Raw genomic sequence first — 13,332 nt, forward strand, 5'->3', positions numbered from 1 at the left:
TTTCGCGATCCCCTGTGTGCCGGGACTGAATAGATTGTGTTATCGTCTGGGCATTCTTAGCTTAGACAGGGCAAGGAATCCACTTAGACCGGCACAGGGTTAACGCATTTTACGGCTGGAGAACGGGTGAAACGGAATGGCACACTGGGCGATCGCGATCGGAATTAATCAATATCAAACTCAAAAGCTGCAACCTCTTTTGTATGCTCAGCGAGATGCACAAAGCTTGCGCGATTTCTGGGTTCAGGAAGCGGGGTTCTCTACCGACTGCTGCCTGACCCTGACGGATTGTGCTGAAGGATCGCTCTATCCCACTCAAAAGAACATTCCGCAGGCGATCGAGCAGATTTGCCAGACGCGCCTCGCCGCCAAGGACGTGCTGTGGTGCTTTTTCAGCGGCTATGGAATTCAGCAGAACGGGGTTGATTACCTGATGCCGATCGACAGTGACCCCACTCGTCCCGCAGAAACCGGAATTGCGATCGACACAGTTTTTCAACGGCTCAAAACTGCCCCGACTCAGCAAGTTGTGCTGCTGCTGGATGTGAACCGCACTCACAATCACCTCACCGGAGACGGAGTTGGCAATCAAACGCTACAGCTTGCTCAGCATTATGGGATCGCCACGATTCTTTCCAGTCAGCCGCAGCAGTTTTCCCACGAGACGATCGCCCTGCGGCAGGGACTTTTCACCGCGACGTTGATAGAGGCGATTCGCTATCGAAGCTGTTTTACGCTCGATCAGTTAGTGCAGTATTTGACCGATCGCCTGCCGGAACTGAGCGAACAGCACTGGCGACCGCGACAAGATCCTTTAGCCTTTTTGCCGCTGGCTCAGAAATATCAGCTCATTGTGCCCGAAGCAGCGGCGGTGCGTCTGGGTGCAGTGGCTCCGGTCGGTGTGGGCGGGGGAGAAGGTGAAACGGGGGTAGGAATTCGATCGTTGCTAGAGCGATCCTATGCAGCTTCGGCGATCGATGAGCCTGCGGTGGCTTTGCCGTCGATTCCTCCAGAACATCAGCCTGCTCCAGTTCAAACGACTCCGATTCCTGCTTCGGGAGGAGCCGCTTTGTTGCCTCAAGATCCGTTCTGGCAGCGATTGCTGCTCTGGGGCGGCATTCTGGTAAGTCTGCTGCTGGTCGGCGTGCTGCTGCGAAACGCGGCGGTCATTTTTGGACAGGATAAACCTGCTAATCCGCCTGCTCCGACGGCTTCTGCGCCCACAAACTCGCCTCCAACGCTGGCAGTTCCCCTTGATCCGGCAACGCTAACGGCAGCCGCCGAAACCGCAATCCAGGCGCGTCAGTATCAGGAAGCCTCACAGCAGCTTAGCCAGCTCACCCCAGAGCAGCAAACCCCCAATACGCTCAAACTGCTGGAGCAAACCAACCGCGGCTTGCTGAGTCAGGCAAAAAGTATGACGAGCCGATCGCGGGAATCTTCGACTGAAAATCAAGCTTCTGACTTTGTTGATGCGATCGAGATTGCCCGCCTGATTCGTCCCGGTCAGCCGCTCTTCGACGAAGCACAGCAGCACATCGATCGCTGGAGTCAGATTATTCTCGACATGGCGCAGGGCAGAGCTGATCGCGGCAATGATGGCTCAACGCCAGCCGCAGCCGAAAACTATGGGGGAGCCATTCGCACGGGGCTGCTGGTTCCTAACGATCGCCCTGAAGTTTACGCCCGTGCTCAGCAGTCAATCGCCCAGTGGAGTCAGCTCATTTTCCAGCTTGCTCAGGATCGCGCAACAGAAGGCAATCTCGATCTGGCAATTCAGACGGCTGAGCTCGTTCCACCCAATACGCCGACCTATCCCAAAGCCCAGGAAGCGATCGCCGAGTGGCGGCGCAGTCAACCTCCGGTAAATCCTTAGTGGTGCAGCAGTAGTGCAGCTAAAGCTGTGTAGCTAAAGCTGTGTAGCTAAGGAGCCGTTAAAAACTGTTGATACTGCGTTCAAGGTGATCTGTCACAGCGATTAGAACCCACAGACACACCACTTCAATAGCTGTCCTTTAGGTCACGCTGAGTTTGCAAATCTCTGGCAGAGTAGAGGCACGGAAATCATCCGATAATCCAGAACAGGATGCGGCAATGGCCTCAGAGAAGTTTCGGCAGCAGTTGCGTCAGGAAGCAGAGCAATGGCGATCGGAAGGCTTGATTAACGCAGACCAGTTTCAGCAGCTTGCAGACCGCTATCAGTTTGAAGGGCTAGACCGCATTGCTCGCGATCGATTTGTCGTCGTGGTGCTGTGTTTAGGCTGTGCGCTGCTGGGGCTGAGCGTGATTACCTTTGTCGCAGCAAACTGGCAGGCGATCGGGCGGGGCGTAAAACTGCTCTTGCTGATGGCACTATTTTTGGGTGTGAGTACGATCGGCTTTTATCTCTGGCATCTCGTCCCGCAAGCAAGTTTACAAAAGAACTGGCAGCATCGGTTCGGACTGGGCTTATTGCTGCTGGGAGCACTCATCCTGGGGGCAAATCTGGCACTGGTGGGGCAGATGTTTCACAGCACAGGCACGTTTGCCGAACTCTGTCTGGTCTGGGGGCTGGCGGTGCTGGCAATGGCATACGCGCTGCGGCTGACCCTGCTGGGAGTGCTGGCGATTTTGCTGATGGGCATTGGCTATTGGAGCGGCGTTTCTTACCTAGTGGGTTTGGGCACGCTGCCCGGAATTATGCTGCTGATTCGCAACATGCCGATCGCCGCCACGCTGCTGTTTCTGCCTCTTGCCTACTGGTGTCGCTCTAGAACGATTTTCGTGCTAGGGTCGATCGCCGTGATTTCTTCGTTTGAAGTCGTCTTGCAGTCGTTTGGTCTGGGGCTAAATTTTGCGTCGGGGTTTCTAGCTGCGATCGCCTTTACAATTCCGCCCGCGCTGCTCTGGAGCTTCGAGGACGAAGGACAGGCTGTACACCAGAATGAGGAGCATCAAACCGAGAAAACCGCGACTTTTGCGCCGCTTGCCCGCAGCTTAGCCATTATTTTTTTAGTGGGACTGCTTTACATCCTGTCGTTTCACAATGCCTGGGATTTTCCAGGAACCGATTTGCCGCTTTCGCAGCAGCTGGGACGATTGATTACAAACGGGCGATCGTTTTTGCTGAATCCCAATCTGCTGCTGTTTACGGTCATCGCGATTCTTCAGTGGATTAATCTGGCGCGTCCCCAAAGAACCGATCGCTGGAGACTGAGCCAAACTGATGCGCTGGTGCTGCTGGTGCTGGTGCTGCTGGCACTGCTAGGCTTCTGGCACTGGAGCATAAATCCGATCCTGGAGCTGGCAACGCTTTTAATAAATGCCGTATTTTTTGTAATGGCAACGCGATTTCTACGAGAAGGACTCGCCGAAGGTCAGCGCAGTCTGTTTTGGAGTGGCTTAATTCTGCTGACGCTGCAAATTCTCAGCCGTACCCTGGAATACGACACCGGACTGCTGGTGAAGTCCCTGGCGTTTCTGCTCTGCGGCATTGGCATTATTGCGATCGGTCTCTGGTTTGAGCGTTATGTTCGCACCCTCAGAAATTCAGAATTCGGAGTTCGGAATTCGTAATTGCAAAACCTGGAGTAGACCAGCGGTTTATCTCCCTGCTCACCCTCAAGACGACCGATAAACCCTTCACCCTGCTCAATCACTCTCCTCGCTGCCATTCTTAATTGCGACCTCCTAAATTCCAAGTTCCGAAGTCGATCAGAGCTTCCTTCCCTGGTTCCATACAAAAAAGTGCCTTCCCTGCCTATCCTTAAGGAAAGGTATCTTTTCATCACAGCATGGTTAACGGTCACACTCCGCTTCCCGCCGCCAATTTTTCTACCTCAACTCCCTCGACTTCCCATGCCCTGACGATCGCGGTTGTTGGCGATGTCCATGATCTGTGGGAACCCGCCGACGAGCTTGCCCTGAAGCATCTGGGCGTGGATCTGGTGCTGCTGGTGGGTGACTTTGGCAATGAATCGGTGGAAGTGGTGCGATCGATCGCGGAGATGTCGATTCCCAAGGCGGCAGTGATGGGCAACCACGATGCCTGGTACACCGCAACTCACTGGGGCAAGAAGCTGCGAACCCACACCGAAGATCGGGTACAGCAACAGCTTGATCTCTTGGGAGCAACCCATGTCGGCTATGGCAAACTCGACTTTCCCGAATTTAATCTCAGCGTAGTGGGTGGCCGTCCGTTTAGCTGGGGCGGCTCGGATTGGTCAGCCCACGGGCAGTTTTACAAAGAGCGGTATGGGGTGCAGAGTTTTGAAGAATCGACGGCGAAAATTGTGCAGGCGGTGAAAGATGCTGCCTTCGACACGGTACTCTTTATCGGGCACTGCGGACCCAAAGGACTGGGCGCTCAGCCCGAAGACCCGTGCGGCAAGGACTGGAAACCCCTTGGCGGCGACCACGGCGACCCGGATTTGACAGCGGCGATCGAAGAAACGCTGCTCCTGGGCAAGTCCGTTCCCCTCGTTACCTTCGGACACATGCACCACGGGCTGCGCCACACCAAAGACCGTCTGCGAAAAATGATCGATGTTTTCCCCACCGGAACGGTCTATCTCAATGCTGCCAGTGTGCCTCGCATTATCCAAACCGAAGCCGGACGCCAGCGCAATTTCTCCCTGGTGCAAATGAAAGCCGGAACGATAACGCAAGCTTCTTTAGTGTGGCTCGATGAAGAAGACGCGATCGTCTCTGAACAGGTGCTATACCAGGCAGAGCCCGCTTCCCTACCAACGCACTAGCATCTTTTGAGGTCAACCTGTTAAGATAATCTTGCCGTCTGGAGAGGTGGCAGAGTGGTCGAATGCGCTCGACTTGAAATCGAGTGTACCGAAAGGTACCGTGGGTTCGAATCCCACCCTCTCCGTTGATTGAGGGGATAAGTTACCGGTGAAGATAACCGGTGAAGGGATAAGTTACTAGGTTGGGGTAGATGCCTGAACCATTCGGTCGATTTGGGTTTTCCCATTTTCGATTTGAATGCAGTATAAGTCAGGATTCTGCAAACTCTCCCACTCCAAATAACCAATCTGTTCGTCTTGCAAGACGGCTCAACTCGCCTCCTGCAAAGCTCAAGCTTAGATCTACAAACGTCTCAGCCAACCATTTCCACCGGCTATCCAGCGGAATCAGACTCAACCTCAGCAACCTCACCCGTTAGCGTTGCCAGCGTCGATCGATAACACTGATAGGCAGACTCGCTGAAGCACACAAAAATCACGCGATCGATCCGGGGTTCCTGACTCAAAAAATTTAGCGTTTCGCTGAGGGCAATTTGAGTGGCACGATCGAGGGGAAAGCCATAAACTCCGGTGCTGATGGCAGGAAAGGCGATCGATCGAATGTTATAGCCGAGCGCCAATCGCAAACTATTTTGGTAGCACTGCGCCAGAAGTTGATCTTCTCCATAACTGCCGCCGCGCCAGACAGGACCAACCGTGTGAATTACCCATTTTGCTGGAAGCCGATAGCCGTGCGTGATTTTTGCCTGTCCGGTCTCGCAGCCGCCAAGCTGCCGACATTCCTCTAGAAGTGCTCTGCCTGCTGCCCGATGAATTGCCCCATCGACTCCGCCGCCCCCCAGCAAAGAAGAATTGGCAGCATTAACGATCGCATCCACAGCTTGCTGCGTAATGTCACCTAGGGCGATCGAGAGGTTCATAAGCTTCTTATGCCTCAAAGGTAAAGAACTCAAGGGTACTTTGAATAAAGTAATAACTTGATGAATGCTTCACATACTGACGAAGCATTAACGAGCCTGGAAAATCACAGCTATCGGACTGAATCTAACTAACATTTACAAGCAGCTCTTACTGCTCAAAGCGAAGCTGTCCGTTCAGTATAGCCTCCGTAAGGGTCATTCTCTCATCCTGAGGGGAATAACAAAGATTTAATGAAGCGAAAGCAAACTTAAGTGTTAGCACATAACTTCATGCCATATTTACTGCTACGCACAGCCTACACTGAGCCGTCCTAGCAGAGGGTTACAAGTAACGTCCTATCGCCCTTTAGAAAAATTAGAGCGTAGGAACAAAGCACTTGAGCGATCGAGATTGCATAGTGACACTATTGGCTTGCCAAATGTTTTGGCTGGGCAGGATTTCATTGCCAATGCATACATAGAATTAGCTGATTGCTGGAGATATCGCAGATGCAAATTTCATTACAACATCGCATTCCAGGATACGTGGTTGATTCAGCACTTATGTTTGCTTATCCAACCTGCGCCGCCGATGTGTATACAGCTTTCACAGAAACAATCCTCCTACCCGAAGAGTCTGTCCCAGAAAAAAATGTACAGATTCAAGTTAACAGCAAAGATACAGGAGCCAGACAAACAGGAAGCTGGAAATGGAAAGTCCATAATAAACTCAATCAGGCCCTGAAGGGTTCTGAAACCCTGGATTTTTCAGGTCGTTTTGTTTATGACGGTCGATATGATACAGAAAAAAATATAAGCCATATTATTGATAACGTAGCGACTCCTGTCTTGCTTGCAAAAAAGGCTTTGTCAGAGCATCTTGGTCAAGAAGCTAAGATTTATGTTGTGTTGAATGCAAGTGCTACAGAATTAGCCCGCCAAGTTTATGACGGATTGGGGATTCCCACGATTTGCACTGATGGTAATGTTTTTGGAGAAGTGGTTGAAGTCACTCCAAATCGAGAGCTTTATGGATTTCAGCCTGAAGCTTACGATCTTGAAATTAAAGACTACAATCCTAATACACCTGAACGAGTTTTTATTCCCCGTAAAGGCAGCCGTCAATTAAGCAACAATGATGAAATCACTGAGTTTTTAGAAAAGCGAGGCTTCGTCACTTACTATTTTGAAGATTTAACCCCAAGTGAAGAATGGTCGATTTGCCGGAATGCCAAAGTTGCAGTTGTTGCTCATGGAGCTGGAACCGCCAACTTCGTTTTCAATCGCCGGGGGCTAGAAAATCCAGAAGTTGCAGGGAGCGGGCTTCGACTGATTGAACTGTTCTCCCCTTGCTTCACCCTCAGTCGCCCCGGATTTCGTCGGCTCGCCACACTCTTCAATGGCAGATGGTGCGGAGTTCGCGGAAAAATGACCCCTAAAGTTTTGCGCTATTTAGACTTCGATAAACGTCCTCGAAATACCCTTACTTTTCCTATCAAAGACCCCTACGAAATTGACCTGACCACATTGCTGCTCGCCCTCAATCACTTAAAGGTATATTAACGCTTCAGGCATTGAGCCAGCGATCGAGCAATTGCAGGGGGCTGTTCGCTAGATTAGCGAGGTTCACTAAGCGTTCACTAAGCAAATCTGAAAGACGCAGAAATCACGCGATCGATCTTTTGTTGATCAATCTGTTACTGATCACTCTGTTCTTGATTCAAAGAACTCAGCACTTTAGTGAGAACAATCGACGATCGCATTCATTGCCTGCTGAGCAAGGTTTTCCAGGGCGATCGGAATCTTTGCTCCAGGCAAGTAGTCTTGCGTCTTTCAGATCTGCCTACGCCTGATCTTTGATTCTGACTCCGATCACAGGCGCATTGAAGCGGTAGGTGAGCCCTTCCAACTCGAGGGGCGTTCCAACCTTGATTTTGGTGTTGCCCAGAACAGGACCATTTTCAACAATTTGAGCATTGCCGCCCAGCGTGACCATCATGTCTACGGTGTAGTTCAATTCTGGACGCGGATCGGGAAACGACTTCACGGAACCATCGGGTTGAGGAACGGCTACCGTGCGCGGAAGCTGCTGCACTCCCAGGACATTCACCTGACCGAAGGGCTGATTGCGGATGATGATGTTGGTCTTCTTTTCGTCTTCCAGCGACTTGATCAACGCCTGCGGATCGCGCACCGTCAAACCCCGAACGATCACATCAACTTCGATCGGCTTGGTTGACGTACCTACTTGCGCCACAGAGCCACCGCTTCCCGGCAACAGAAACAGCCCGACCAGCACCAGCAGAATTACCAGACCTGCACCCAGATCGAGAATGCTAATTTTGCCAAATAGCCGACCTTTAGAATCCAAAATAGCCATTGGGTTGAGCAGTGCCCAGCACCGGATGAAAAGAGCAAGATCATTGTAGGCGAAGTTGGCACATTGAAGTCACTGACCCAATCATTTTCGCAGATCGTTTCAATTAGGCATTGCGATAGACCATTTCGACGCTACAGAGGGAATGCTTAAAATAGCGATCAGAGAACTGAACATCGGCTGAAACATTTCATTTTGCTGCTTCGTCTAACGAATAATAGGGCGTTTGGTTTTGCCCAGTTTGGTTTTGCCTATTGGATCTTGAATGCAAACTACGATCGCTGCATCCTAACCCACTCAGCCCCCAATCCCTTGCAGCAAAATCTGTCTACGCATCCTTAATGAACCTGCACTCTGAGAACCACAGTCAGATATGCTTAATTTTTTCGATCGCCTCTCGCTCTATTTCCGTCGTCGCTGGCTATATGGGCTGCTATCGCTGTTTACCGCAGTGAGTCTGGTCATCGCGACCCCACATACTTCGCAGGCAGTTCCCTTGCTCGATTTGCTGCTGCGCGGTGTGCAGGTGCTTCAGCTTTCGACTCTGTCGGATCAGCAAGAAGTTTCACTGGGACGACAAATTAATCAGCAGCTCGTTTCAGAAGAAATCAAGATCTACAACAATCCGACAATCACGCAATACGTGAATCAGATCGGACAGCGGCTTGCACCGTTTAGCGATCGTCCCAACATTCCCTATACCTTTCAAGTTGTGGAAGGCGATCAGATCAACGCTTTTGCCACAATGGGCGGCTTTGTCTACGTCACCACGGGTTTGCTGAAAGCGGCAGACAACGAGGCGCAGCTTGCCAGCGTCATTGCCCACGAAATCGGACATATCGCAGGTCGTCATGCGGTCGAAAATTTGCGGGAAGGCGCACTGGCTTCAGGATTGGTTTCGGCAGCGGGACTCGATCGCAATGCCGCAGTGCGGTTGGGCGTGGAGTTTGCCGTACGTCGCCCCAACAGCCGCCAGGACGAACTTGAAGCCGACCAAAAAGGACTGGCAAACCTGAGACGAACGCGCTATGCACCAGGGGCAATGGTTGACTTTATGGAAAAGCTGGCAAACCAGCGATCGATTCCTTCGTTTCTCAGCACCCACCCGGCGGTACGCGATCGAATTGTTGCCCTCGATCGAACGATCGATCCGGCAACGGCAAATATGGGAGATGGATTAGATAGTGCCACTTATCGATCGAAGATTGCTTCGGTGAGATAGGGCAAGGTTGGACTGGTGTTTGAGGCTTTGCAGCCCCCTAAATCCCCCAATTCTGGGGGACTTTGAGTTTTAAAGGGATAGTTCTGAAATTAGTTTTGAAGCTCTGAAACCGATATTTTATGCTTCACTAGCATCCTATGACTTGAAATCGATATTCCCTGCACCACCCAATGATTCGCTTAGCGAATTGACTAAATTGCTGGGGACTTTAAAGTCCTCAACAACCTGCAAAGTTATCCCGCTTTTCTCAAAGTAAATTAGCTCAGTTTTGAATTTAGTGATATCTATCATGTAACCGACTAAGCCTTCGTCAGTGCTGATTAAAAATAGCCAATCCGAGAACCAATTCCAAGGACCGCCCCAGCACCAATCGTCTCCTATCTCGATGCGAAAACATAATTGGTTGTTACTGAAAACACTCCGACGAAGTTGAGAGCGATATTTCTGTTCATACTCTATCTCTGTGTTTGCAATAATACTTCTCCATTCCTTGCCTTCTGTGAAAAGGGCATCGTCAAGCAGCGTTTGAAAATCATAATCTTGCGATCGTGTCATGTACTCTAATGTCTCAATATCCTCGCTTGCCAGTTCAGGTTGCAGGTTGAGAATTAAGCCGATTTCAAACGCAGTTCCCATAGGACGTTGACAAAGATGCTTAGAAATTTCTCCTATTTTAAAGTCCCCCTCGCGCTTTCAGCGCGGCAGATTAAAAATGGGGGATTTAGGGGGCAATGCAGGACTCCTAATACGATTCTTCAAACAGTACTTTTTAATCCCTCTGGGTCTGGCAGAACTGCACCAGCCAATCTTTCACAACATAAGTTGCTCGGCAGTCATCTTCGTTGTAGCGCAGGATTAAATCTAGATAGGTTCGATCGCCTGTAGCAACCCACTGGTCATACCAGCAGACGGACTGTGCCCCATTTGCCTCTGGGTCGCGCCAGTCGAAGCCAACCCAGCGGGCGATCGGTTTCAGCGCATAGCTTTCCACAGGGAGGATGGCAACGCGGGTGATCCGCTCATGCAGATCCACAAAGCGATGGATCAGGGGCGCGATCAGGTGGGTGGGGGTGCCGTAGGTTTGGGCAAGACGTTTGGCGGTTTGCACTTCGTAGGGGCAGAAGTGATAGATAGGTGCATCGGGGTATTGCCAGACCAGATCGAGGAATTTTTGCCACGCCAGGGATTCGTCAGTCTGGTTTTCTGCAAGCAGTGCGTGGAAGGTTTCGGTTTGGTTGAGGCGATCGACCACCAGCACACCATGCAAATAGACAATATTCTGTTCGGGGGCGGCTTCGATGTCAAAGTAAAGTTCGATCGGGGCAGTGGGTAATTCTGCCTCAGACAGCAGCGGGTAGGGGACGGGTTCCTGGGGTAGGCAGTCTGGCAAGGCCTCATTCGTTAAAGCTGCCTGTGCCTGACGAATCAGCCGATGGGCAACCTGCGGGCCAAATCCGGGCAAAGATTCAAGCTTTTTAGGCTGGATGGCGGCCAGAGCTTCGAGCGTTGTAATCTGATGCTCTTTGAGATAGATGTAGCGGCTGGGGGTGACTCCGGGCAACAGCGACAGGTGAATCTGGCTCTGAGCGATGCCATAGCAGTGGCTATACCAGTGACACAGATCGCAACGATTGCTGGAGATAAAAATTTCAGGTTCTTCGGGGTGCAGCAGCGTTTCGATGCAGCCTTGCAGCGTTTCTTCCATACGGGGCAGCAGTTCCGTCAGGTTAACCGCATACGCTCCACGTCGGCGTAAAATCAGCCAGCTTGTTTCTGACCAGGCTCCCTGGACAGCTGCCAGCAAATAGGCATGAAACGCAGCAACAACCTGATAATCAAGCTTAGGACGCTTACCTAACCGAATATCAACGGGTGCATAAATCCAATCACCAAAAATCGACTGTCCGGGCTGCTTCACCAGCAAATTTGGACTGCTGACCAACGTAATGCCATTTTCGATCACCACCAGCAAAACGCCCTGTGCGATGCGATCGACTCCCTGCTGCATCAGTTCCAGGGTTGCGGTAGCTCCGGCTGCCCAGTTGTTGGCAAAATAATCCGGCTGAATGGCAGGCTGTTCGAGCAAAATTTCCTGCTGGTGGGTCTGGCTATCTTGCTTTAGCTTTAGCAAATAATTGCTGGGCGGATCTTGCAGCGATCGATCGCCATAGACATCCAGAAACGAGCGACGGCGACATCGCTGGAAGGTAAACAGCAGATCGTCGGTTAAATAAATCGTTTGCAGTTCAGCAAGAGTTTCTGATTCGAGCAATTCGGGCAAAATGATACCCGAAGCCGAAACATCAGGTACAACGGCGGGAATCAAAATCGGGCGAGAAGCAGTTTCTTCAGAGTTGCGCTTTGTGCTGATGATAGGCTGCTGGCTGGACACAAGACTGAGTGAGGCTGGCAACGACTCAGCCCCCACAAACTCCGGCTGGTGAGGGTTAGCCGTCAAAGTCCTCCATCCTGAAGCGAGGATGGCAACTAGGAATTCCGATCGCAGCGTTTCGTACCCTAAAATCCATACGAAGATTTACGCAATTGCTCTCCTATGACTTTAACTTATCTTGCAAAATTGTGCTAAAGTTCGCGAGTTTTTCAGACCACTAACTCCTTCCTAATTCCTGCTTCTTCACCCGCTTTCCCTGAGCCGCAAAGCTCAAAAGATAATACGTTACGCTGCGCTAACGCATCCTGCATAAGCAACACAAGCAACGTTACCCCCATCCCCTCATCCACCCTTTACCCCACCCTCCCAGCCAAAGTTGCTAGAATTCGAGCAATCCCCCGCGTCCGATGCTTTCGCCCTTCTTCTATGACCCTCACCCCCATCCTCCTGGAACTGGAAAAGCACCGTCAGCAATTCCCGGCACTGCGGCAAAAAGCCTATTTTAACTATGGTGGACAGGGACCCATGACCCAGAGCGCAATCGATGCGATTATGCATGGGCATCAGTTCCTTCAGGAAATTGGACCGTTTTCTGACGAAGCGAATCGCTGGCTGATGCAGGAAGGGCAAAAAATGCGAGAGACGATCGCCGTTGAGCTGGGTGTTTCGATCGCGACCGTTGCGCTGACTGAAGATGTGACCGTGGGCTGCAATATTGCGCTGTGGGGTGTGGATTGGCAAGCGGGAGATCATCTGCTGCTGTCGGACTGTGAGCATCCAGGGGTGATTGCAGCAGCGCAGGAGATTAGGCGACGGTTTGGCGTAGAAATTACCACCTGCCCCCTGCGGTCAACGCTGAACGAAGGGGATCCGGTGGCGACCCTTGCAGCGCATCTCAAGCCGACAACTCGAATGGTCGCGATTAGCCATATTCTGTGGAACACCGGGCAGGTCTTGCCGCTAAAGGAAATCGCATCAGTATGCCACAGCTACCCGACTAAGGGAGAGCCAATTTATTTGCTGGTAGATGCGGCGCAGTCGGTGGGAATGCTGCCTCTAAATCTGGATGCCCTGGACGTGGATTTTTATGCTTTTACCGGGCACAAGTGGTGGTGTGGTGCAGCCGGAATCGGGGGACTATACGTTCGATCGCCTGTTCTGGAAACCTTTAGCCCGACGTTTATTGGCTGGCGCGGCATTACAAAAGATGCCAAAGGCAATCCGACCGGATGGCAGCCCGACGGACGACGGTTTGAAATTGCCACCTCAGACTATACGTTATTTGCCGGGTTGAGACAGGCGATCGCCACCCATCGCACTTGGGGCACTACCGAAGCTCGCTATCAGCGTATTTTGCATCTCAGCCGCATTCTCTGGCAAAAGCTGAACAACATTCCCTGGATTCGATGCCTTCGTACAAGTCCGCCGGAGTCGGGGCTGGTGTCGTTTCAGGTGATGGGGCAGGAGGACAACGTTCACGGGCGACTGGTGCAGTTCCTTGAAAAGCGGGGCTTTTTGCTGCGGACGATTCTCGACCCGGACTGCGTGCGCGCCTGCGTGCATTATTTGACGCTGGAATCTGAAATCGATCGCCTCATCGAAACGATCGAAAAATTTCAGTAATTGGTCAAGCTCCTCTCTATCTCCCGATAGAAACCATTGAAAAAATCCAATAATTTATCCAAGCCGTAGCACTTGTTACGGTA

General features: G+C 51.5%; 10 protein-coding genes and 1 tRNA gene. 7 read left to right on the plus strand and 4 right to left on the minus strand.

All coding sequences use genetic code 11. The features are described 5' to 3' along the window. The first annotated feature begins 136 nt into the window (after nt 1–136). The 4 genes from H6F80_RS02180 to H6F80_RS02195 all read left to right on the plus strand — a co-directional run bounded on the left by H6F80_RS02180 (nt 137) and on the right by H6F80_RS02195 (nt 4,861). Nucleotides 137–1,876 carry a caspase family protein gene (locus tag H6F80_RS02180; RefSeq protein ID WP_190789974.1) on the plus strand — a complete coding sequence of 580 codons (1,740 nt, stop codon included), beginning with the start codon at nt 137–139 and terminating at the stop codon, nt 1,874–1,876. A 155-nt stretch (nt 1,877–2,031) separates the two neighbouring features. After that, nucleotides 2,032–3,555, plus strand: a complete 1,524-nt coding sequence (locus H6F80_RS02185; protein WP_199296315.1) for a DUF2157 domain-containing protein — start codon at nt 2,032–2,034, stop codon at nt 3,553–3,555. A gap of 218 nt (nt 3,556–3,773) precedes the next feature. Next, the gene (locus tag H6F80_RS02190) at nt 3,774–4,736 is read left to right on the plus strand and encodes a TIGR04168 family protein (protein ID WP_190789975.1); all 963 of its coding nucleotides are present in this window, start codon (nt 3,774–3,776) and stop codon (nt 4,734–4,736) included. 40 nt (nt 4,737–4,776) lie between these two features. Continuing rightward, nucleotides 4,777–4,861 (plus strand) — tRNA-Ser (locus H6F80_RS02195). A 249-nt stretch (nt 4,862–5,110) separates the two neighbouring features. Here H6F80_RS02195 and H6F80_RS02200 read toward each other — a convergent pair. Continuing rightward, nucleotides 5,111–5,656: an O-acetyl-ADP-ribose deacetylase gene (locus tag H6F80_RS02200; RefSeq protein WP_190789976.1), complete on the minus strand. Its 546-nt coding sequence runs from the start codon at nt 5,654–5,656 to the stop codon at nt 5,111–5,113. A gap of 489 nt (nt 5,657–6,145) precedes the next feature. Here H6F80_RS02200 and H6F80_RS02205 point away from each other — a divergent pair, with 489 nt between their 5' ends. Then, nucleotides 6,146–7,198 (plus strand): glycosyltransferase family 61 protein, encoded by a 1,053-nt coding sequence (locus H6F80_RS02205; protein WP_190789977.1) that lies wholly within the window; start codon nt 6,146–6,148, stop codon nt 7,196–7,198. Between the two features lie 280 nt (nt 7,199–7,478). Here the strand turns inward: H6F80_RS02205 and H6F80_RS02210 are convergent, their stop codons facing one another. Then, nucleotides 7,479–8,015: a DUF4330 domain-containing protein gene (locus H6F80_RS02210; protein ID WP_190789978.1), complete on the minus strand. Its 537-nt coding sequence runs from the start codon at nt 8,013–8,015 to the stop codon at nt 7,479–7,481. A 370-nt stretch (nt 8,016–8,385) separates the two neighbouring features. On the opposite strand from H6F80_RS02210, the gene H6F80_RS02215 reads away from it, so the two are divergent. After that, nucleotides 8,386–9,234 (plus strand): M48 family metallopeptidase, encoded by an 849-nt coding sequence (locus H6F80_RS02215; RefSeq protein WP_190789979.1) that lies wholly within the window; start codon nt 8,386–8,388, stop codon nt 9,232–9,234. Nucleotides 9,235–9,369: 135 nt separating this feature from the next. On the opposite strand, the gene H6F80_RS02220 is transcribed toward H6F80_RS02215, so the two are convergent. Next, nucleotides 9,370–9,870 (minus strand): hypothetical protein, encoded by a 501-nt coding sequence (locus H6F80_RS02220; RefSeq protein ID WP_190789980.1) that lies wholly within the window; start codon nt 9,868–9,870, stop codon nt 9,370–9,372. A 133-nt stretch (nt 9,871–10,003) separates the two neighbouring features. Beyond that, entirely contained in the window at nt 10,004–11,692 is a 1,689-nt protein-coding gene (locus tag H6F80_RS02225) for a TM0106 family RecB-like putative nuclease (protein ID WP_242067122.1), read from the minus strand. Nucleotides 11,693–12,052: 360 nt separating this feature from the next. Here H6F80_RS02225 and H6F80_RS02230 point away from each other — a divergent pair, with 360 nt between their 5' ends. After that, entirely contained in the window at nt 12,053–13,249 is a 1,197-nt protein-coding gene (locus H6F80_RS02230; RefSeq protein WP_190789981.1) for an aminotransferase class V-fold PLP-dependent enzyme, read from the plus strand. Nucleotides 13,250–13,332: the final 83 nt, after the last annotated feature.

Origin of the sequence: Leptolyngbya sp. FACHB-711 (genome assembly GCF_014695615.1) — a bacterium.
GTDB lineage: Bacteria > Cyanobacteriota > Cyanobacteriia > Elainellales > Elainellaceae > Leptolyngbya_A.